The following is a 19,611-nucleotide window of genomic DNA, read 5'->3' on the forward strand; positions in this document are numbered from 1 at the left end:
CCCGCATGATTGGGCCATGGAACCACTGTATCAACGCTTGGCCGATCACTATCGGCAAGCCATTCGTTCTGGCGTATTGGCACCCACGGCACGCATGCCGTCCGTCCGTAACCTGGTAAGACTGCATCACGTCAGCCTGTCCACGGCGCTGCAAGCCTGCCGCCGTCTCGAAGACGACGGCCTCATCGAAGCCCGCCCCCGGTCCGGTTATTTCGTCGTCAAGCGCAAGCGGGCGACGCTGCCGCCCATCGATGAACCCGACATCGGCAAGGTGCTGGACCCCGCCTCCTACGTCGGCATACACGACCGCGTGTCGGACTTCATCGCGAAGTGCGAAGTCCATCCCAACAAGTTCAATTTCGCCACCGCGGTAGCCACGCCGGACGCCTACCCCACGGATGCATTGAAGCAATCGATGCTGCGCATGGTGCGGCGCCATCCCCAACTCCTGACCAGCGCCGTTCCGCATGGCGGCCATCCATGCCTGCAAGCGGCGCTGGCGCGCCGGGCCCTGGACAGCGGCGTCAACGCGGCGCCCGACGACATCCTGGTAACGCACGGCTGCATCGAAGCCCTGAACCTGGCGCTGCGAGCGGTGGCCGGCCCCGGCGACACCATCGCGGTGGAATCGCCCGCCTACTTCGGCCTGCTGCAAATCCTTGAAAGCCTGGGCATGCGTGCGCTGGAAATTCCGACCAGCCCGCACACCGGCATCTCCATCGAAGCGCTGGACCTTGCCTTCCAGACGCATGCGGGCATCAAGGCCGTGGTGGCGGTGCCCAATCTGCACAACCCCTTGGGCAGCATCATGAGCGAGGCGGACAAGGCCAGGTTGGTGGCGTTGTGCGAGCGGCAGCACATACCCCTGATCGAGGACGACACGTACGGGGCCCTGGCCGATGGCGACGATCCCCTGCGCGCCGCCAAGGCCTGGGATCGCGAAGGCAATGTGATCTACTGCGCGTCGCTGCACAAGACGCTGGCGCCGGGGTCGCGCCTGGGCTGGCTGATCGGCGGCCGCTGGAAAGCGCGCATCGCGATGCTGAAGTTCGTGCAAAGCCGTCCCAACGAACCCTTGATGCAGTTGGCTGTCGCGGACGTCCTGGGCGCCAAGGCCTACGATCGCCACCTGGTGCGGCTGCGCGGCCGCCTGAAGGCGCAGCGTGAACGCATGGCCCAGGCCATCGCCGACTACTTCCCGCCGGGTACGCGCTTGAGCATTCCGCACGGCGGCATGCTGTTATGGGTGGAAATGCCGGATGGACGTTCGTCCAGAAGCGTGTTCGAAACGGCGCTGCCCCTGGGTATCCGGGTGGCGCCCGGGCGCATGTTTTCCAACTCGGACCGCTACGAACACTTCCTTCGTATCAGTTGCGGCGCGGCCTTCACCGCCGACGTGGAAGCCGCGATCCGCACACTGGGCCGCATCGTGGCCGAAAACCCGGCGTGAAGCGATCCCGCGGGAAAGCACGGCCTTGGCGGAATCAGTGGTCTTAGCGGTCTTAACGGCCTTAGCGGCCTTAGCCTCAGCCGCCCTAGCGGCCGGCGCGCTCATTGGGGAAATCGGCCGAGCTCAGCAGAACAGGCAAGGGGTGGCTTTCCCGAAATTTCCGCTCCGCCAGCGCATGCAAGGTGCGCCGGTGCCCGTGATATGCGTCCAGCAGGCTTGCTTCCTCCGCGCCGGCGCCAAAGCGGGCGCGCAGTACCTCCCACGAAACCCCCGCCTGTATCGTCCGTGCGCCCGCCGCGGCCTCGAACCAGATGACATGCGCGGCACGATCGTTTACGGCGTTGTCGTTTATGACGATATTATTCATTGACATGACACTCTCCGTAACGATTCTTGGGCTGTGCAGCGTCGAATAAACACGCTAGGCCATCGTAGCGAACGGCGGCTTTACCGTGTGTAACGCAGTTAAGCGTTCGACGTATTTGGGCAACATCATCCAAAAGAGAATTTGATTTTCCTCGAAAGCCTGCCCCAGCCCGCAGGCAAAACAAACCGCGAAGCGCGCGCGACCGCGATCGATCCGGTGTGTATCGGCCTCCGACGATGCCTGGCGCTGCCGACGGAAGCCGGCGCGATGTCGGGCGCGCTTCTTGCTTATTGCGCAGCAACGGTTCAGCGCGCTCCCGCGCAACCGGAACGACTGGCGACGGTCCCTGCCCAAGGGGCGGATAGAAGGAGAAGACCATGACTCTCGGAACCATCCTGTTGATCATCCTGATCTTGCTGCTCATAGGCGCGCTGCCCAGCTGGCCGCATAGCCGGAACTGGGGCTATTACCCGAGCGGCGGCCTGGGCATCGTGCTGGTCATCGTCATCGTGCTGTTGTTGATGGGACAGATATGAGGAAGGGTCGCCGCGGCCCACGGGTTGCTTGAGTGACACCCATTGAGTGCTGCTCATTGAGTGCCACCCATTGAATGCCACCCGTCGCGAACGCTCCCCCATGGGGAGCGTTCCGCTATCCGGCGGAGGGACCGCGACGACGGGTTGCGTGCCAGCACAACAGCGACCCCGCGCAGACCATGAGCGCACCCTGCCAGAACGCGAACGATAGCGGCGCATCCAGCACCCAGGCCGCCAGCGCCGCCGATAGCAGCGGCGTGAAGTAAGAGGCCGCGGCCATCACGGTCACGTTCCCATGCAGGATGCCGACGTTCCACGCGGCATAGCCTCCCCCCATGGCGCCCGCGGCCAGCAGCACGTGCAGCAGCGCCGTGCCGTCCACCCGCGCGACGCCGCCGTCGTACCACGCCGCCTGCACCCAGAAGGCCAACGCGGTCAGCGCGAAGAAAAAAGTGATGCCATTGCGTCCGGCAGCCAGCCGGGTGGTCACCGTGCAATACGCCGCCCACAGTACCGCGCCCAGCAAGGCCAGACCATAACTGAAGGGGTTGTCGCCGACATGGGCGGCCAGGCTGGCAAGCGCCAGCGCGTCGCTTCCTTGCGCCCAGGCCACGCCCAGCAAGGCCAGCGCCAGCCCTGGCCAGACCAGCCGGCCGGCGCGCTGTCCGTTGAAAAAAATGGCGAAGGCAACGGTCAGGCTGGGCCAAAGGTAGTTGACCATGCTGACTTCGATCGCCTGCTGGCCGCTGTGGGCGTATCCCAGGGAAAGCGCCAGGCAAGTCTCGTAGGCGACGAACAGCAGGCTGCCCGCGTACAGATAACGGCGCGGAAACGCACGCAGCGACGGCCAGCCCGCCGCGAAGTACAGGAACAAGGCGCCCACGGAATAAATCGCCGCCGCCCCCAGGGCCGGGCCGAGACTGACCGTAACGCTGCGAACGAGGCCGACCATCGCGCCCCACAACAGGATCGCGGAAAGACCTATCAAGGTGGCGTGGTTGCGGGCTTGCTTGCTGGGCATGGGTCCGGTTGTTCTTGCTTTGTATCAAAGCGCCAACAATACAAAAAAATCAAAATACAGCCCAATCTCAATAACACGGCGACACGCGCAAGGTCGCCTTGACGTCCTAGCGGCGATACGCGGCACATGGAGTTCGAAGGATGCAGTTGCAGGGCCGGGGATTTCGCTGGAGCGTGTATGGCCTGCTCACGCTGGTGATCGTGGCGGGGCTCGCCCTGTCCGCCTTCATGGCGGCCAAGGCCGAAAGCGTGGGCCAGGCCCTGCGCCCCTTGCTCAGTGAAAAGCTGCCGGCCTACAAGCATCTGGGCGAGTTCGAACACGCGGTGCTACTGTACCAGCTCGCCCTGAACAAATACGCGACGCGGTCCATCGACCATGACCGCTTCCTGCAATTGACGGCGCATCAGCGCAAGGACATCGCGCGTGGACTGGACAGCCTGCGGCGCGACTTTCCCGATCACGCCGGCGTGTCGCCCATCGGCGCGGCAAGCGCCGGCCTGCTGCCGCTGGCCGGCCAGCTCGACGACATGCTGGCGGACGCCGCCGGCAATCCTCCTGGCGCGCGCGGCCTGCTGCAACTGGCCAACCGCTATGCCAACGACATCCACGACCAGCTTGGCTATTTGAAGCAAGGGGTCTCGACCAGCCTGCTACAGGCGCAGGCCCTCACCCATACCGGCATCGACGCGATGTCGCGCCTCGTGCACGCCTATACGCTGCTTACCCTGGCCGCATCGCTGTTCATGATGTACCACGTGCGCGCTCGGCTGCGCACCGAGCAGCAGCTGGCTTTCCAGGCCTCGCACGATCCCCTCACCGACCTGGCCAACCGCCGGTCCTTCGAACGGCGCCTGCGGGCCGTCAAGGACCGCTCGCACACGCTGGTGCTGGGCATGATAGACCGCTACGACCGCGTGGTCGGCGGCCTGGGATATGCCTACGCGGACCGGTTGATGCGCGAAATCGCCCACCGTTTGCGCGCCGCGGCGGAACGGCACGGAGGCGAGGTCTTCCGCCTGGACGGCGCGACCTTGGCGGTCCTGTATCGCGGCAAGCAAGACGCCGGCGGCAAGGAGATGGCCGCCACGCCGGACGCACTGGAGGCCCTGCGCGCCGCGATGCGCCATCCCTTCCGTTTCGGCCAGCACGAGGTCTTTCCCAGCCTGAGCCTGGGCAGCGCGCAGCATCCGGCGCAGTCCCGGGACGTGGCGCAACTGCTGACCCACGCCGACGCGGCGCTGCGCGCCGCCCGCGAAGCCGGCGGCGACCTGCTGGTCCCGTACTCCGAAGCCCTGGGCGAGCAGACCCGGCATACGCTGCAGCGCGAAGCGCAGCTGGCGCATGCCCTGGAGCGCGAGGAGCTCGTGCTGTACTACCAGCCGCGGGAAAGACTGGCCAGCGGCGAACTGGCCGGCTTCGAGGCCCTGCTGCGCTGGCGGCACGACGGCGAACCGATCTCGCCCGCCGAGTTCATCCCCATCGCGGAAGAGTGCGGGCTGATCATCCCGATCGGCGCATGGGTGCTGGAGCAGGCCTGCCGCCAGGCGCGACTGTGGCAGGCACTGGCGCCGGAGCTCGTCGTCGCCGTCAATATTTCGCCGCGCCAGTTCGCCCATCCGGACTTCCTGCGCATGGTGGCGCGCGTCGTGGCCGAGACCGGCGTCGATCCCGCGCGGATCGAGCTGGAAATCACCGAAGGCATGCTGATGCACGATCACCGCCGCGGCGAAGGCCTTTTGCACGCCCTGCGCGAACTGGGACTGCGCCTGGCCATCGACGATTTCGGCACCGGCTATTCCAGCCTGGCCTACCTGAAACGCTTCCCGGTGGACATGCTGAAAATAGACCAGTCCTTCATCCGTTCCCTGCGTCCCGACGGCAACGATGCGGCCATCGTGCGGGCCATGATCAACATGGCCCGTCACCTGGGCTTGCGCGTCATCGCCGAAGGCGTGGAGACGACCGCGCAACGCGGCTGGCTGCGCGACTGGGGCTGCGACGAGATCCAGGGCTTTTGGTACGGCAAGCCCATGCCCGCGGCGGTGGCGGGGGTCTATGTCAGATCGCCGGCAACGGTATCGATACCCGCGTCAGCGTGAGGCGGGCGTGGCCTGGGTCGCTTGCTGGGCGGCCTGCTGGGCGCCCTTGAAGTTTTCCTCCAGCAGGGTCAGCACCTGGTGAAAGACTTCCAGCTGCCTGGCCGACAGGCCGTCCAGCGCATGCTCGAAGAATTCCGCGCGGCGCGGCAGCGCGTCGGCCACCACGCGCTTGCCCTGCGCCGTCAGCGTGGCGTTGATCAGGCGATTATCCTGCTCGTCGATGCTGCGGCTGATCCAGCCCAGGCCTTCCATGGCCTGCAGCTGCCGCGTCAGCGACGCGGGATCCAGCCGGCAGCGCTCCGCCAGGAACTTCTGCGAGCAGCGTCCCTCTTCATGGAGCGCCAACAGGATGCGCCAGCGCGGCAGGACATGCCCCACCTGGGCGCTGAAGGCGCTCATCATGACGCGATAGGTCTGGCCCAGCTGCTGGACGGTCCGCAGCCCCTGTTGTTCTTTTGTCATGACGCTATTCTGCCACGGGAGCGCTCGCCGGCTTGCCGGTCGCCCGCGCCAGCTTGATCGGCGGCACGCGCCGCACGCCCCACAAGGTGAGGATGGCGACGACCAGGACCACGATCTGGCCATCGTGTATCGCGCTTACCAACGATTCGCGCGCCATCTCCAGCAAGGACGAACCGTTGCCGCCGGCCGCCGCGACCTGCCCCATGAAGTCCGACTGCGCCTGGGGATTGACCAGGATCTGCGGATCGTCCAGTTGCGCCATCCAGTGGCCCGCCTGGCTGGCCGCCAGCGAGGACTCGACGCCGCTGACGTAGCTGTGATTCACCATGGTGCCGACCACCGCCGTGCCTATCATGCCGCCTATCATGCGCAGCGACTGCAGCAAGGCCGTGGCAATGCCGAGATGGGAACGACCGGCGGTTTGCTGGGCGAACACCGTCAGGTTGGGCATCACGAAGCCCAGGCCCAGGCCGGCCATCAGCATATAGGCCGCAATCAGCGCGCGCGGCGTGTAGTGGTGGGTGGTGATCACTCCCGCCGTCGCCAGGCAAAGCAGCAGGCACCCCACATAAAGCATATGGTTGGGATTCTTGATGCGCGTGACGATGCGGCCGTTGGTGATGCTGCCCACGGTGATGAACGCCACCATGGGCGTGATCAGCAGGCCCGCATCCTTGGGCGACAGCCCGAAGCCGCCTTGCAGCAGCAGCGGCGCGTAGAACAGGAAGGAAAACATGGTCACGCCCAGCAGCAAGGCGAGGGTGAACAGCGCGGCCAGGCTGGGGTTGCGGAACATGTCCAGCGGCAGCAGGGGCTGGGCGCAGCGTCGCTCCCAGTAGATCAGCAGGACAAAGGCCAGCACGCTGGCGGCGGCCAGGCCGAAGGTCGTGGTGCTGGCGCCTTGCCCGGGCAGCAGTTCCACCATCAGCTGCAAGCCGCCCAGCGCAACCGCGATCAGCAAGGCGCCCGGCCAGTCCAGCCGGATATTGCCGCTGCGCTCGCCATGGCGCAGATGCGGAAGGTGGCGCACCACGAACCAGAGGCCCAGCAGGCCGACCGGCAGGTTGACGTAGAACACTGACCGCCAGCCATAGTATTCCGTGAGATAGCCGCCCAGCGTCGGCCCGACGGCGTTGGCGATGCCGAAGGCCGAGCTGAACATGACCTGCCAGCGCAAGCGCACGTGGGAATCGGGGAAAAGATCGGGAATACAGGCGAAGGCGGTACCCACCAGCATGCCGCCGCCTATCCCTTGCAGCGCCCGCGCCAGCACCAGGAAAAGCATGCTGTTGGCCGCGCCGCACAACACCGACGCCAGGGTGAAGAGGACGATGGCCCCCACCACGAATGGCTTGCGGCCGTAGTAGTCCCCCAGGCGGCCGAAGATGGGGATGGTCACCACGGACGTCAGCAGGTAGGACGTGGCCACCCAGGCATACAGGTCGAAGCCCTTGAGCTCGGCCACCACCGTCGGCAGCGCGGTGCCGACCACCGTCTGGTCGACCGCCACCAGCATGACGACGAAGCACATGCCCAGCATGGCCATCAGCGATTGACGGAAAGGCAGCACCTGGCCGGCGGAATGAGGGGTGACTGGGGCACGCGGCGCCATTTATGGACTCATCAATAATTGATCTATCAATGATTCTACCGCAACACCCTCATTCGCGGCACGGGCCAGTTGGCGGAGCCGGATGGCGTTGCGCCGGTGGTACAGTGAAATCCCTCCGCTGCCCAGGCGCCGGGGCGCGAGCCATCGCGATCGTGCTTCTTGCATGCTTCGTGGTGCGCGCCCGCCGCGCCACCGCGACCGACATGCTAGACACGCTGGACGATCTCGACCACCGCCTTATCGCCCTTTTGCGCGACGACGGGCGACTGCCCACCGCCACGCTGGCGAAAAAACTCTCGGTTTCGCGCGGCACGGTGCAGAACCGCATCGACCGGCTGCTGCGCAGCGGCGTCCTGCTGGGCTTCACCATCCGGCTACGCAGCGAGGTCGAGATCCCCGCGGTGCGCGCGATGACGCTGGTCGAGGTGCGCGGCAACGAAACGGACGCCGTGGTGGCGGCATTGCGGCGCCTGCCGGAAGTGGTCGAAGTCCATTCCACCAGCGGCCGCTGGGACCTGATGGTCGAAATCCGGGTACAGGACCTGGCGACCTTCGACCGCGTGCTGCGCGACCTGCGCAGCATCAAGGGCATCGCCAATTCCGAGACCAACCTGATGCTGGCCCATTACAAGTAAATGCCGGACAGGCGGCCGCCGGCCTTAAGGCGCGACGCCGTCCCGCGTTGACGAGGCCATGGGGGGCGCTTAGAATCGTCTGATATCCGAACATTTGTTCGTATTCCGATCAAACATGACCCTGAGCGCATGACCGCAGCCGCCCCCAATCCCAAGAACCAGGTCAACTCCGTCGCCAAGGCCTTCGCCGTGATCCGGGCCTTCGACGCATCGCTGCCCGAACTGACCATTTCCGAGATCGCCGCGCGCGCCGGTCTGGACCGGGGCACGGCCTTTCGCCTGATCCACACCCTGGAAACGCTGGGCTATGCGCACGCCGTGCCCGACAGCAAACGCTTCCGGCTGGGTTTGAAGTGCCTGGAATTGGGCTATGCGGCGCTGTCGGGCCGGCAGGAACTGGCCGACCACGCGCAAGCCCTGCTGCGCGACGCGGTGCCCGCCCTTGCCGACGCGGCCTCGCTGGGCGTGCTGGACCAAGGGGATGTGGTGTACCTGCGTCGCGTGCAGGCGGGCCTGGGTCGCCACAACATGCAACGCGGACCGGGCACGCGCATCGGCGCCTATGCCTCCGCGCTGGGGCACGCCATGCTGGCCTTCCTGCCGCACGAGCAGAGGATCGCCGCGCTGGAGAGCGGGCCGCGCGTCAAGTTGTCCGAGCATACGGTGGTCGAGATGGATGCCTTGCTGGCGCGCCTGGACGAGGTACGGGCGCGCGGCTACGCGCTGTCCGATGGCGAGAACGCCTATGGCTTGCGCACCCTGGCCGCACCGGTGCTGGATGCCGACGGCATGCCGCTGGCGGGCGTCAGCCTCACCATCGACGCCGGCCGCATGAGCATGGCCGATTTCGTGACGCTGGCCGCCGCGCGCGTGCAGCGGATGGCGCGCGAACTGACCGATGCCGTCAGGCTATCGGGCGGCGCCATCCGCGTGGGCCGGCCGCCAGGTTGAACGCCCTGCTCCTGGATTTTTCCACCGTGAGGATAGACATGGAATTGCGTACCAACCGCTTCAAGCGCGATCTCGGCCGCCGCCAGCAGATCGGGATGTTTTCCACCCTGGGCGGCGCCGTCACGACGGAAGTCTTCGGCGCCTGCGGCTTCGACTGGATCCTGCTCGACACGGAGCATTCGCCCAATGAGTTGCCGGACCTGATTCACCAGATGCAGGCGCTGGCCGCGCTGGACGTCAACGCCATCGTGCGGCCCGCGTGGTCGGACATGGTGCTGGTCAAGCGCATCCTGGACGCGGGCGCGCAAACCCTGCTGTTTCCCTATATCCAGAACGCCGAGGAAGCGGCTGCCGCGGTCAGCTATACGCGCTATCCACCGCACGGCGTGCGTGGCGTTTCGGGCAGCTCGCGCGCCGCGGCCTATGGCTTGATCCCCGGCTATTTCAACAAGATCGCCGACGAAATCTGCGTCCTGGTGCAAATCGAAACCGCCGAAGGCTTGAAGAACCTGGAGGCGATCGCCGACGTTCCCGGCGTCGACGGGGTATTCATCGGGCCGGCCGACCTGTCGGCCTCGCTGGGCCACCTGGGCAATGCCACGCATCCGGACGTGCAAGCCGCGCTGGACGATGCCTTCGCCCGCCTGCAGGCCAAGGGCAAGCCTTCGGGCTACCTGACCACGCGCGAGGACGATGCCGCCCGCCGCCTGGCCCAGGGCGTGAGTTTCGTCGGCGCCGCCACCGACACCTCCATCATCACCAACGCCACCACCAGCCTGCTCGGCCGGCTGCGTCAACGTTGATCCTGTCGCGAGCGCCCCATGAAAGATGCTTCCATCTCCTATCCCGAACTTGCCCTCCTGATCGATGGCGAGTGGCTGGACAGCGCCAGCCGTCCGGGCCGCACCATTACCAACCCCGCCACCGGCGCGGCCCTGGGCGCCCTGCCCTATGCCAGCGAGGCCGACCTGGCGCGCGCGCTGGATGCCGCCGAGCGCGCGATGGCCGGCTGGCGTGCGGTGCCCGCCTATGATCGCGCCATCATCCTGAACCGCGCCGCGGCCCTGCTGCGCGAACGCTGCGAGGCCATCGCCACCGCCCTCACGCTGGAACAGGGCAAGCCCCTGGCCGAAGCGCGCGGGGAAATCCTGACCGCCGCCGACATCTTCGCCTGGAACGCCGAGGAAGGCCGGCGCGCGTATGGACGCATCGTGCCGTCGCGCACGCCTGGCCAGCGCAACATGGTGGTCAAGGAGCCGATCGGCGTCGTGGCCGCGTTCGCGCCCTGGAACTTCCCTGCCGCCACGGCGGCGCGCAAGATCGCCGGGTCGCTGGCGGCCGGTTGCGCCTGCATCATCAAGCCCGCCGAGGAGACCCCGGCCACCGCGCTGGCGCTGGCGCGCGCCCTGGTGGACGCCGGATTGCCGGCCGGGGTGCTGAACGTGGTGTTCGGAGAGCCGGCGTACGTATCCGGCTACCTGCTGCGCTCCCCCGTCATACGCAAGGTGTCCTTCACGGGCTCGACCGCTGTGGGCATCCAGCTGACCACGCTGGCCGCCGCGGACGTCAAGCGCTGCACCATGGAGCTGGGCGGCCATGCGCCGGTCATCGTGTGCGACGACGTCGACCCACGGGAAGCCGCGCGGTTGGCCGTTGCCGCCAAGTATCGCAATGCCGGCCAGATCTGCGTCGCCCCGACCCGCTTCTATGTGCAGGATGGCATTTTCGACGCCTTCGCGGCTGCCTTCGCGCAAGCGGCGGCCGACCTGGTCGTGGGCAACGGCCTGGATGCGGCGACGCAGATGGGCCCCCTCGCCAACCCGCGCCGCATCGACGCCATGGAAACGCTGACGGCCGAAGCGGTGGCGCTGGGCGGCAAGCTGCTCACCGGCGGCGAACGCCTGCCGGGCGCCGGCTATTTCTACCGTCCCACGGTCCTGGCCGAGGTGCCGGAACGGGCCCGCATCATGAACGAGGAGCCTTTCGGGCCGGTCGCCATCCTCAATCGCTACGCGGAGCTCCCGGATGCCTTGCGGGCGGCCAACCGCCTGCGCTATGGTCTTGCGGCCTATGCGCACACGCACGATGCGCGCCGCGCCCAGCAGATCGCCGACGGCTTGCAGGCCGGCACCATAGGCTTGAACACCTATACGGTGACCCAGACCGAAATGCCTTTCGGCGGCATCGACCACAGCGGCGATGGCAAGGAAGGCGGGATCGAAGGCCTGGACGGCTACCTGGTCACCAAGATGGTCATGCACTTGCCCTGACGGGGGCAGCGGTGCGGGGGCCTTGGCGGGAGTCCTCCAGGCCTACGCAGCCGCGGACAGGCGCTGTTGCCCGGAAAGCGCGACCGGCGCCTGCCCGGCCGGGTTCGGATGCATAGTCGAATTCGTGTTCGCCAGCGTGACGCCGAAGAGATTCTTGGGATCCCCAGCAGGCGGCACCAGTTGCACCAGCGTGCCGATGCCATGCGCCTGCGCCAGCCGGTCCAGGTAGCAAAGCGCGGAATAATCCTCCAACGCGAATCCCACGGAATCGAAGACCGTGACCTGCCCGTCGGACTCGCGTCCCGCGACGCTGCCGTCCAGCACGCGCCACAACTCCACCACGGGGAAGTCCGCCGGCATTTGCTGGATCTCGCCTTCGATGCGCGATTGCGGCTCGTACTCCACCACCACGCGCGCCGCGCCCAGGATGTCCGCGTGCAATTCGGTCTTGCCTGGACAGTCCCCGCCCACCGCGTTGATATGCATGCCCGGCTCCATCATCTCCGGCGTCAGGATGGTGGCATAGGCCTTGTCCGCGGTAACGGTGGTGACGATGTCCGCGCCCCGCACGGCTTGCGCCGTGGATGCCGCGCAGGACACCGCCAGCCCGGGTGCCGCCTGCGCCAGGTTGCGCCGCAGCTTGGCCGTCGCGGCGGGATCGATATCGTATAGGCGCACCTCCTTGATACCCAGCAGTGTATGGAAGGCGATGGCCTGGAACTCGCTCTGCGCGCCGTTTCCTATCAACGCCATGCGCCGCGATCCATGCCGCGCCAGGATCCGCGCCGCCATGGCGGACGTGGCGGCGGTTCGCAGCGCCGTCATCAGGGTCAGCTCGGACAGCAATCGCGGGTAGCCCGTATCGACGTCGGCGAGCGCGCCGAAGGCCATGACAGTGGGCAGGCCCGTGGCCGTGTTGGACGGATGGCCGTTGACGTACTTGAATGTGTAGCGGACGCGATCGGCGACCGGCATCAGTTCGATCACGCCGCGCGCCGAATGGGCTGCGACGCGGGGCGTCTTGTCGAAGTCGTTCCAGCGCAGATAGTCCGCCTGGATGGCGTCCGCGAGTTCGGTCATGAAGCGGCCAGGGCCTATCGCGCGTACCAGGGCGGCAAGCTGGGGCACATCGATGAAGCGGGTCATATCGGGCTCTTTTTTCTGTCGAACAGGTATTGGGAGTGCCCCTCCATCATGCTCGAGCCCGAAAATAACGAATAGACAGAGAACTGACTATCTTTCCAATAAAGGATGGCAGATAGTCAGGAAAAAATGTCGTTTTGCTGGAAAGCCGGCCGCCGAAAACGAAAGCGCGACCGGAAATCGGCGGCCGAAAACGAAAGCGCCGCCGGAAATCGGCGGCCGAAAATGAAAGCGCCGCCGGAACCGGCGGCCGAAAATGAAAGCCCCGCCGGAACCGGCGGCGCGGGGCGCCCTGGCGGCGAACGGGCCTGTTCAGGCGGCGGGCTTGTCGCCCCCCATCATTTCATGCACCCACAGCTTGACGCCGTCCCAGCCGCGGCCGAAGAAACCGGCCTCTTCGACCGGCTCCAGCGCACGCACTGGGAAGTTCATCACCGCTTTGTCGTCGAGCATGACGTTGACGCGCCCGACGGTATCGTCCTTCTGCAGCGGCGCGACAAGCGCATGGTCGCGCGGCGCCAGCGTCGGCTTCAGCCGACTGGCCCAGGCGCGCGGCACGGTGACGTACACGTCCCGCTCGAAGCCGATCTTCACGTCATCCTGCTTGCCCTTCCACACCTGCGGCGTGGCCAGCACCTGCCCCTTGGCGTAGAGCTTCACGGTCTCGAAATTGCCGAAGCCCCAGTTCAGCAACTGCCCGGTCTCGGCCGTGCGCACCTTTTCCGAAGGCGTACCCATCACCACGGAAATGAGACGGCGCGGTCCCGAGGCGCCCGGCCGCACCGCCGAAACGATCATGCAATAGCCGGCGGCATCGGTATGCCCGGTCTTGCCGCCATCGACCGAAGGGTCGATCCACAGCATGCGGTTGCGATTGGGCTGCGTGATGTTGTTGTAGCGGAAGGACTTCTGGCTGTCGTAGCGCACGTAGAGATCCGGAAAGTCCTGGATCAGGCGTCCCGCCAGCTTGGCCAGGTCCGAGGCCGTCGAATAGGTCTGGGGATCCGGCAGGCCATGCGGGCTGTTGAAATGGGTGTGCGCCAGCCCCATGGCCTGCGCCTCTTCATTCATCTTCTGCACGAAGGCTTCTTCCGAACCCGAAGCCGCCTCGGCCAGCGCCACCGCCGCGTCGTTGCCGGACTGGATCAGCAGTCCCGACAGCAGATCGTCGATGCTGACCTGCTTGCCCGGCTCGATGAACATCTTGGAGCTGCCCGGCGCCACCTTCCAGGCGCGCACCGAGACCGTCGCCATCTGGTCCAGCTTCAGCGTGTGATCGCGCAGTCCGCGGAAGATCAGGTAGGCCGTCATGATCTTGGTCAGGGAAGCCGGCTCCACCCGATCGTCCGCGTTGCGCGACGCGATCACGGCGCCGCTGGTCTGGTCCAGCAGCAACCAGGCCTTGGCGTCCAGTGTCGGCAGGGGCGCGGTCGTGGCATCGTTCGGAATACCGAAGACGGGCGGCGGTCCATTGTCGGCGACAGGCGCGGCATCGGCCGGGGGCGCGGACTGCGGGGCCTTGGCGGCTTTTTCGGTCTTGTGGCTTTTGTGGGGCGGCGGCGTGGTCGTGGCCTGCGCCGGCAGGGCGAGCGAGACGGAAAGACAGATGGCGTTCAGGGAAAACAGGGCTGCGGCAGTGCGTTTCTTCATAAGGCGATGGGCGTCTCTATCTCTATGTGTCCGGTCTTACAAGTGGCTGACCGCCAGCGGCGCCATGCATGGCCGCCGCCAGGTCGGATCCGGCGAGCTCATTAGGTCGAAAAACCGGCGGCAAGTTCACATGACCGAAGGCTGCATCATACCCGTGCTCCTACCTGGGCTCATGCCTGTGCCTTAATACGCCAATCGGATAGGCGTGGCCCAGCGGACCACCTAGACTGTTGGCACATAACGAACCGACGTCACCGGACTAATCCGCCGCGGCAATGGATCCGTACGGCGCAACGCGCGGGAAGCGGAATGGGACAGGAGACACCATGACTGCGGCCATTTGGGAAATCTCGATCTCCGAGAGCGGCGCGAAATTCTGGCTGGAGGATGGCCGGCGCTACGTCGTATGCCTATGCAGCCCGGAGGTATTGCGCAGGGTGGAGGCCCGCACCGGCCTGACGGGTACCGCGGCCCTGCGCGCGGCGCAGGGCGAGTTGATCCAGGAGGCGCACCAACGCCTGGTCGACCATGAAGCGCCCCCGCTGCGGCTGCAATATCACGATTAGGTACGGGGACCCGGCGCTCAGGCCCGCTTGTCGTCCGCCTTGCGCGATGCCGGCCCGAACAGGGATCGCCAACTCGACACCAGCAGCCACCATGCGCCCCATGCCAGCAGCAGGCCGGCGGCGATGCCCCATACGTTCTGCCGCTCCACGGGACGCAGCAATTGGGACCAGGCGCTGGCGCCCGCCCAGGCCGCCAGTACCAGGGCGATGAGGCCCGCCAGGACTCTCAATGCCAATGCGAGGACGCGGTGGGTGGAGCGGGACAGCGCCGCCACGCCGTGATGCCTGACTTGGCCGATATCGCTGGAATGTCTATCGTTCATGTCCTGGTCTCCTCGGCCGGGTTGGTCGGCCGGGCCTCGTCGTCCGGATTTGTCGGCCGGGCCCGGGCTTCCGTCCGGCCAGTATCGCTTCGATACCCGCGCGCCCTGCCCCTCGCAGCGACCCGCATAGGCAACACGTTAAAACGTTAGAGACTTGCCGTATACCTTCCCGGACCGCGCTGATGCATCGAAGCCACACCCGCGCGGGTTGCGTCAGGCCAGGGATTTCGCCCGCAGCGTGCGTCCCGCGCAGACAAAAACGCCGGCGCCGAGATGATGCAGGGTGTGCAGGTCGGCATTGGCGTCGTTGAATTCCCAGTGCCCCTGCGCGAACACGCGCGGGTCGGCCGCGGCGCTTACCACCTCGACGAAAAAGGTGTCGTAGGCCGCTTCGGTATGGCGCTCGGGGATCAGGCGGCATTCCAGCCAGGCCGCCACGCCCTCCTCGACTAGCGGCAGTCCCAGCACCGGGCCCGTCACGGTGGGAATGGCATAGGCGTCGAATTTGTCCTGTGGCCCCAGGTCCCGGCCCGAGGTGCTGCCCACCGCATAGACCTTGTCGGCAAAGGCGGCGCCGGGCACGCAAATGCCGACGTGCCCGCTGGCCATGACCAGCTCGCGCGTATAGGTGCTCTTGTCGATGACCACCGCGATACGCGGCGGCGCGAACTCCACCGGCATGGACCAGGCGGCGGACATGATGTTGCGCTTGCCGCCCGCCGCGCTGGTGACCAGCACCGTGGGGCCGTGGTTCAACAGGCGGCTGGCATGTTCCAGCTGCACGGGCGTGAAGCGGCTTGGCGTGGCGGGCATATCGGGGCGGCCTCCAGGCTTGGGGCGACTTATGGGGAATGCTCGTTTGACTTCACTCGATCCGTGCGCCGGCCGCCTTGACCACCTCGCCGGCTTTCCTGTTGTCGTCGTCCAGCAGGGCCTGGAACTTCGCGACCGGCAGGGTGCCGGCCTCGACGCCGAGGCTGGCCAGGCGCTTCTGCACCACGGGATCATTCAGCACTTTTTCCACGGCCGCGTTCAATCGCTCGACTTCGGCGGGCGGCGTGCCTTTCGGCGCCAGCAGGCCAAACCAGGAGTCGAACACATAGCCCGGCAGACCGGCTTCGGCCACTGTCGGCAGCTCGGGCAGGAACTGGCTGCGCTTCTCGCCGGAATAGGCCAGCAGTTTGACGCGCGCGTCGTTGCGATAGGCGAGCATGCCCACCGTTGCGCCCGTGACCACTTCGACGCGGCCCGACAGCAGTTCGGTGACGGCATCGCCCGTGGACTTGGTGGGAATGTGCTGCAGGGTCACGCCGGCCTGGGCCGCCAGCAAGGCGGTCGCCAGGTGCGAGGCGCTGCCGTTGCCCGCCGAGGCGTAATTGAGCTTGCCCGGCTCGGCCTTGGCGCGCGCGATCAGCGTCTTCAGGCTGTCGATGCCCGAGGGCGCCGACACGCCGACCACATAGCCCGTGCGACCCAGGTACGACACGCCGATGAAGTCCCCCGCCGGGTCGTAAGGCAGCTTGCCATACAGGTGGCCGGCCAGGTAATGACTGGCGGCGGCCAGCACCAGCGTGTTGCCGTCCGGCGCCGAGCGGGCTACCAGGGCAGTCCCCAGCGTGCCGCCCGCGCCCGCGCGGTTATCCACCACCACGCTGGCGTTCAGCGCCTGCCCCAGCTCATTGCCGAAAGTACGGGCCACCGCGTCCTGCGTGGCGCCGGGGCCGTACGGCACGACGATATGGATGACGCGTTCCGCGTGAGCGGGCGCCATCATGGCCAGGCAAAGCGCGCCCAATGCGGCGGCGAGACGCGTACGGAGACGGGTGTGGGAACGGGGAAAACCAAAGGGGAACTTCATGTGAACTTCCAGGCTATCGTTGCAACCGACGTCCCGGGGGGACGTCACGGACGCGCGATGTTAGCGAAGCCTCCACCAACGGACAACGACCGTATTGCAATAAGCATAGTCTTCGTCCCGTGGGAACGGCGACGCGCGCACCGACGCGCACCGATCAAGGTACCCACGGTCGGCGGCCGCGGCAAGGTCCGACCATAAAAAAACAGCCGCCATTGCTGGCGGCTGTTTTCGCACCCGAATAGTCAGGACGTCTTTGGTAGCCCCCCTCGGAGTCGAACCGAGCACCAACGGATTATGAGTCCGCTGCTCTAACCAGGCATGAGCTAGAGGGCCTTATGAAATCGATGCCTGCCCCGCCTGCGCCTTATTGACCTTCGAGGAAGCTCTTGAGCTTATCGGCCCGGCTGGGATGACGCAGCTTGCGCAGCGCCTTGGCTTCTATTTGACGAATACGCTCGCGCGTCACGTCGAACTGCTTGCCGACTTCTTCCAGCGTCTGGTCCGTGCTCATTTCGATACCGAAACGCATCCGCAGGACCTTGGCTTCGCGCGGCGTGAGCGAGTCTAACACTTCTTTGACCACGTCGCGCATGGAACCATGCAAGGCGGCGTCCGAAGGCGCCAAGGTCGCGGTGTCCTCGATGAAATCGCCCAGATGCGAATCATCGTCGTCACCGATCGGCGTTTCCATCGAGATCGGTTCCTTGGCGATCTTGAGGATCTTCCGGATCTTGTCCTCCGGCATGTCCATCTTCTGCGCCAGGGTCGCGGGATCCGGCTCCGCGCCGGTTTCCTGCAGGATCTGGCGGCTGATCCGGTTCATCTTGTTGATCGTTTCGATCATGTGAACCGGAATGCGGATGGTACGCGCCTGGTCGGCGATCGACCGCGTGATGGCCTGGCGGATCCACCACGTGGCGTACGTGGAGAACTTGTAGCCGCGCCGGTACTCGAACTTGTCCACCGCCTTCATCAGGCCGATGTTGCCTTCCTGGATCAGGTCAAGGAACTGCAGGCCACGGTTCGTGTACTTCTTGGCGATGGAGATCACCAGGCGCAGGTTGGCCTCGGTCATTTCACGCTTGGCCTTGCGGGCCTTCGCCTCGCCGGTGGCCATGCGCTTGTTGACTTCCTTCAGGTCCTTCAGCGGCAGCACGACGCGCGCCTGCAGGTCGATCAGCTTCTGCTGCAATTCCTGCACGGCGGGCACCTGGCGCTCCAGCGTCTCGGCGTACGGATGCCCAGCGGCGACTTCCTCGACCACCCAGGCCAGATTGGTCTCGTTGCCAGGGAACACCTTGATGAAATGCGTGCGCGGCATGCCGGCACGATCCACGCAGGTGTGCAGGACGGCACGTTCGAGCTGGCGAACTTCCTCGACCTGATTGCGCAGGGTGTCCGCCAGGCGCTCCACCATCTTGGCGGTGAAGCGGATACCCATCAACTCGTTCTGGATAGCCTCTTGCGCCTTGACGTAGACCTCGGACTTGTAGCCCTCGGTCTCGTAGGAGTCGTGCATCTTCTCGAACTGGCGCGCCACCTCGTCGAACTTGGCCAGGGCCTTGACGCGCAGGTCTTCCAGCTGCTTGCTGCTCATGCCGCCGGCCGGGCCGTCGTCGTTCTCGTCCTCGTCGGCGGACACGCCGGCGCCGGCGTATTCCTCGCCATTTTCAGCGTCGACCAGGCCATCGACCACTTCGTCGATCTGCGCCTGGCCTTCGCGCACACGCTTGATGTGGGCGATGATCTCATTGATGGTCGTCGGACATGCCGAGATCGCCATCACCATGTGCTTGAGGCCGTCCTCGATGCGCTTGGCGATCTCGATTTCGCCTTCGCGCGTCAAGAGCTCGACGGAACCCATTTCACGCATGTACATGCGCACGGGGTCCGTGGTGCGGCCGAAGTCCGAATCCACCGTCGTCAACGCGGCTTCGGCTTCGTCCTCGACGTCATCGTCGTTGGCCGCCACCGGGGCGTTCTCGCTCATCAGCAGGGTTTCGGCATCGGGAGCCTGGTCGTAGACCGAGATGCCCATGTCGCTGAATGTGCTGATGATCCCGTCGATGGCTTCGGCATCGACCAGGTCGTCGGGCAGATGGTCGTTGATTTCGCCGTAGGTCAGGTAGCCGCGGTCCTTGCCCAGCTTGATCAGCTGCTTCAGGCGGTTGCGGCGAGCCTCGTATTCCTCGGGCGTCACGGGACCACGGGCAATCAGGTCCTTGGCATCGCCCTTGCCACGCTTGCCGCCGCGCTTGACGGGCTTCAGGTCGGGCAGGACCTCGCCGTCGCCGTCGCCGGCATCGTCGAAATCACCCGCATCGTTGTTCGGATTCTTGGAGGGGCGGCCCGGGCGGCGGCCGCTGGGAACCGAGGCCGGACGGCCCACCAGTTCAGCCAGCTTGTCTTCCGCCTTCTTGGCCTTGGCCGCCTTGGCCGCCTTCTCCGGCTGGTCGCCAGCCGTCTTGGAGGCCCGCTTGACCGCCGTCTTGGCGGCGGCAGTCTTGGATGCCACCTTCACGGCCGCCTTGGCCGTGGTCTTCTCCGCCGCCTTGCTCGTCACGCGTTTCGCGCGCGGCGCGATGGCGCCGTCTTCGGGCTTTTCAACTGCAGGAGAGGTTATGCCGGTGGATTTGGTCATGGTCGCTTCCGTGGACGTTACAGGCCG

18 protein-coding genes and 1 tRNA gene are annotated in these 19,611 nt (G+C 66.1%); 8 read left to right on the forward strand and 11 right to left on the reverse strand.

Annotated elements, in window-relative coordinates; translation table 11 throughout:
• Window positions 1-16 precede the first annotated feature (16 nt).
• Window positions 17-1,450 carry an aminotransferase-like domain-containing protein gene (locus tag C7R54_RS04190; protein WP_129148897.1) on the forward strand — a complete coding sequence of 478 codons (1,434 nt, stop codon included), beginning with the start codon at window positions 17-19 and terminating at the stop codon, window positions 1,448-1,450.
• A gap of 85 nt (window positions 1,451-1,535) precedes the next feature.
• Here the strand turns inward: C7R54_RS04190 and C7R54_RS04195 are convergent, their stop codons facing one another.
• On the reverse strand, window positions 1,536-1,823 hold the full coding sequence (locus tag C7R54_RS04195; protein ID WP_129148898.1) for a DUF1488 family protein: 288 nt from the start codon (window positions 1,821-1,823) through the stop codon (window positions 1,536-1,538).
• Window positions 1,824-2,194: 371 nt separating this feature from the next.
• On the opposite strand from C7R54_RS04195, the gene C7R54_RS04200 reads away from it, so the two are divergent.
• The gene (locus tag C7R54_RS04200) at window positions 2,195-2,353 is read left to right on the forward strand and encodes a DUF3309 family protein (protein WP_129148899.1); all 159 of its coding nucleotides are present in this window, start codon (window positions 2,195-2,197) and stop codon (window positions 2,351-2,353) included.
• Window positions 2,354-2,468: 115 nt separating this feature from the next.
• On the opposite strand, the gene yddG is transcribed toward C7R54_RS04200, so the two are convergent.
• Window positions 2,469-3,374: an aromatic amino acid DMT transporter YddG gene (gene yddG, locus C7R54_RS04205; RefSeq protein ID WP_129148900.1), complete on the reverse strand. Its 906-nt coding sequence runs from the start codon at window positions 3,372-3,374 to the stop codon at window positions 2,469-2,471.
• 140 nt (window positions 3,375-3,514) lie between these two features.
• On the opposite strand from yddG, the gene C7R54_RS04210 reads away from it, so the two are divergent.
• Window positions 3,515-5,473 (forward strand): putative bifunctional diguanylate cyclase/phosphodiesterase, encoded by a 1,959-nt coding sequence (locus C7R54_RS04210; protein WP_129148901.1) that lies wholly within the window; start codon window positions 3,515-3,517, stop codon window positions 5,471-5,473.
• Here the strand turns inward: C7R54_RS04210 and C7R54_RS04215 are convergent.
• On the reverse strand, window positions 5,465-5,935 hold the full coding sequence (locus C7R54_RS04215; RefSeq protein WP_129148902.1) for a MarR family winged helix-turn-helix transcriptional regulator: 471 nt from the start codon (window positions 5,933-5,935) through the stop codon (window positions 5,465-5,467). The genes C7R54_RS04210 and C7R54_RS04215 overlap by 9 nt on opposite strands.
• A gap of 4 nt (window positions 5,936-5,939) precedes the next feature.
• A complete protein-coding gene (locus tag C7R54_RS04220; RefSeq protein ID WP_129148903.1) occupies window positions 5,940-7,547 on the reverse strand; it encodes an MFS transporter in 1,608 nt (535 codons plus the stop codon).
• Between the two features lie 203 nt (window positions 7,548-7,750).
• On the opposite strand from C7R54_RS04220, the gene C7R54_RS04225 reads away from it, so the two are divergent.
• The 4 genes from C7R54_RS04225 to C7R54_RS04240 all read left to right on the forward strand — a co-directional run bounded on the left by C7R54_RS04225 (window position 7,751) and on the right by C7R54_RS04240 (window position 11,403).
• Window positions 7,751-8,182, forward strand: a complete 432-nt coding sequence (locus C7R54_RS04225; protein ID WP_129149441.1) for an Lrp/AsnC family transcriptional regulator — start codon at window positions 7,751-7,753, stop codon at window positions 8,180-8,182.
• Between the two features lie 129 nt (window positions 8,183-8,311).
• Window positions 8,312-9,133, forward strand: coding sequence for an IclR family transcriptional regulator (locus tag C7R54_RS04230; protein WP_129148904.1), 822 nt, complete (start codon window positions 8,312-8,314; stop codon window positions 9,131-9,133).
• Window positions 9,134-9,171: 38 nt separating this feature from the next.
• On the forward strand, window positions 9,172-9,936 hold the full coding sequence (locus C7R54_RS04235; protein WP_129148905.1) for an HpcH/HpaI aldolase family protein: 765 nt from the start codon (window positions 9,172-9,174) through the stop codon (window positions 9,934-9,936).
• Window positions 9,937-9,954: 18 nt separating this feature from the next.
• Window positions 9,955-11,403: an NAD-dependent succinate-semialdehyde dehydrogenase gene (locus tag C7R54_RS04240; RefSeq protein ID WP_129148906.1), complete on the forward strand. Its 1,449-nt coding sequence runs from the start codon at window positions 9,955-9,957 to the stop codon at window positions 11,401-11,403.
• A 42-nt stretch (window positions 11,404-11,445) separates the two neighbouring features.
• Here the strand turns inward: C7R54_RS04240 and C7R54_RS04245 are convergent, their stop codons facing one another.
• Window positions 11,446-12,549 (reverse strand): ornithine cyclodeaminase, encoded by a 1,104-nt coding sequence (locus C7R54_RS04245; protein WP_129148907.1) that lies wholly within the window; start codon window positions 12,547-12,549, stop codon window positions 11,446-11,448.
• Window positions 12,550-12,858: 309 nt separating this feature from the next.
• Window positions 12,859-14,196, reverse strand: coding sequence for a D-alanyl-D-alanine carboxypeptidase family protein (locus C7R54_RS04250; protein WP_129148908.1), 1,338 nt, complete (start codon window positions 14,194-14,196; stop codon window positions 12,859-12,861).
• A gap of 326 nt (window positions 14,197-14,522) precedes the next feature.
• Here C7R54_RS04250 and C7R54_RS04255 point away from each other — a divergent pair, with 326 nt between their 5' ends.
• Window positions 14,523-14,762, forward strand: coding sequence for a hypothetical protein (locus tag C7R54_RS04255; RefSeq protein ID WP_129148909.1), 240 nt, complete (start codon window positions 14,523-14,525; stop codon window positions 14,760-14,762).
• A gap of 17 nt (window positions 14,763-14,779) precedes the next feature.
• On the opposite strand, the gene C7R54_RS04260 is transcribed toward C7R54_RS04255, so the two are convergent.
• The 5 genes from C7R54_RS04260 to rpoD all read right to left on the reverse strand — a co-directional run bounded on the left by C7R54_RS04260 (window position 14,780) and on the right by rpoD (window position 19,584).
• Window positions 14,780-15,085, reverse strand: a complete 306-nt coding sequence (locus tag C7R54_RS04260; RefSeq protein WP_129148910.1) for a hypothetical protein — start codon at window positions 15,083-15,085, stop codon at window positions 14,780-14,782.
• Window positions 15,086-15,298: 213 nt separating this feature from the next.
• Window positions 15,299-15,898, reverse strand: a complete 600-nt coding sequence (locus C7R54_RS04265; RefSeq protein WP_129148911.1) for a flavin reductase family protein — start codon at window positions 15,896-15,898, stop codon at window positions 15,299-15,301.
• A 52-nt stretch (window positions 15,899-15,950) separates the two neighbouring features.
• Entirely contained in the window at window positions 15,951-16,943 is a 993-nt protein-coding gene (locus tag C7R54_RS04270) for a tripartite tricarboxylate transporter substrate-binding protein (RefSeq protein ID WP_377813368.1), read from the reverse strand.
• Window positions 16,944-17,197: 254 nt separating this feature from the next.
• A tRNA-Ile gene (locus C7R54_RS04275) sits at window positions 17,198-17,276 on the reverse strand.
• Between the two features lie 31 nt (window positions 17,277-17,307).
• Window positions 17,308-19,584: an RNA polymerase sigma factor RpoD gene (gene rpoD, locus C7R54_RS04280; protein ID WP_129148912.1), complete on the reverse strand. Its 2,277-nt coding sequence runs from the start codon at window positions 19,582-19,584 to the stop codon at window positions 17,308-17,310.
• Window positions 19,585-19,611 lie beyond the last annotated feature (27 nt).

Source organism: Achromobacter aloeverae (assembly GCF_004121055.1).
Taxonomy (GTDB): Bacteria; Pseudomonadota; Gammaproteobacteria; order Burkholderiales; family Burkholderiaceae_B; genus Bordetella_C; species Bordetella_C aloeverae.

Excerpts from the sequence above, each read along its gene's own strand:
- C7R54_RS04190 (WP_129148897.1), top strand. The coding sequence starts at position 17 with ATGGAACCACTGTATCAACGCTTGGCCGATCACTATCGGCAAGCCATT.
- C7R54_RS04195 (WP_129148898.1), bottom strand. The coding sequence starts at position 1,823 with ATGTCAATGAATAATATCGTCATAAACGACAACGCCGTAAACGATCGT.
- C7R54_RS04200 (WP_129148899.1), top strand. The coding sequence starts at position 2,195 with ATGACTCTCGGAACCATCCTGTTGATCATCCTGATCTTGCTGCTCATA.
- yddG (WP_129148900.1), bottom strand. The coding sequence starts at position 3,374 with ATGCCCAGCAAGCAAGCCCGCAACCACGCCACCTTGATAGGTCTTTCC.
- C7R54_RS04210 (WP_129148901.1), top strand. The coding sequence starts at position 3,515 with ATGCAGTTGCAGGGCCGGGGATTTCGCTGGAGCGTGTATGGCCTGCTC.
- C7R54_RS04215 (WP_129148902.1), bottom strand. The coding sequence starts at position 5,935 with ATGACAAAAGAACAACAGGGGCTGCGGACCGTCCAGCAGCTGGGCCAG.
- C7R54_RS04220 (WP_129148903.1), bottom strand. The coding sequence starts at position 7,547 with ATGGCGCCGCGTGCCCCAGTCACCCCTCATTCCGCCGGCCAGGTGCTG.
- C7R54_RS04225 (WP_129149441.1), top strand. The coding sequence starts at position 7,751 with ATGCTAGACACGCTGGACGATCTCGACCACCGCCTTATCGCCCTTTTG.
- C7R54_RS04230 (WP_129148904.1), top strand. The coding sequence starts at position 8,312 with ATGACCGCAGCCGCCCCCAATCCCAAGAACCAGGTCAACTCCGTCGCC.
- C7R54_RS04235 (WP_129148905.1), top strand. The coding sequence starts at position 9,172 with ATGGAATTGCGTACCAACCGCTTCAAGCGCGATCTCGGCCGCCGCCAG.
- C7R54_RS04240 (WP_129148906.1), top strand. The coding sequence starts at position 9,955 with ATGAAAGATGCTTCCATCTCCTATCCCGAACTTGCCCTCCTGATCGAT.
- C7R54_RS04245 (WP_129148907.1), bottom strand. The coding sequence starts at position 12,549 with ATGACCCGCTTCATCGATGTGCCCCAGCTTGCCGCCCTGGTACGCGCG.
- C7R54_RS04250 (WP_129148908.1), bottom strand. The coding sequence starts at position 14,196 with ATGAAGAAACGCACTGCCGCAGCCCTGTTTTCCCTGAACGCCATCTGT.
- C7R54_RS04255 (WP_129148909.1), top strand. The coding sequence starts at position 14,523 with ATGACTGCGGCCATTTGGGAAATCTCGATCTCCGAGAGCGGCGCGAAA.
- C7R54_RS04260 (WP_129148910.1), bottom strand. The coding sequence starts at position 15,085 with ATGAACGATAGACATTCCAGCGATATCGGCCAAGTCAGGCATCACGGC.
- C7R54_RS04265 (WP_129148911.1), bottom strand. The coding sequence starts at position 15,898 with ATGCCCGCCACGCCAAGCCGCTTCACGCCCGTGCAGCTGGAACATGCC.
- C7R54_RS04270 (WP_377813368.1), bottom strand. The coding sequence starts at position 16,943 with ATGAAGTTCCCCTTTGGTTTTCCCCGTTCCCACACCCGTCTCCGTACG.
- rpoD (WP_129148912.1), bottom strand. The coding sequence starts at position 19,584 with ATGACCAAATCCACCGGCATAACCTCTCCTGCAGTTGAAAAGCCCGAA.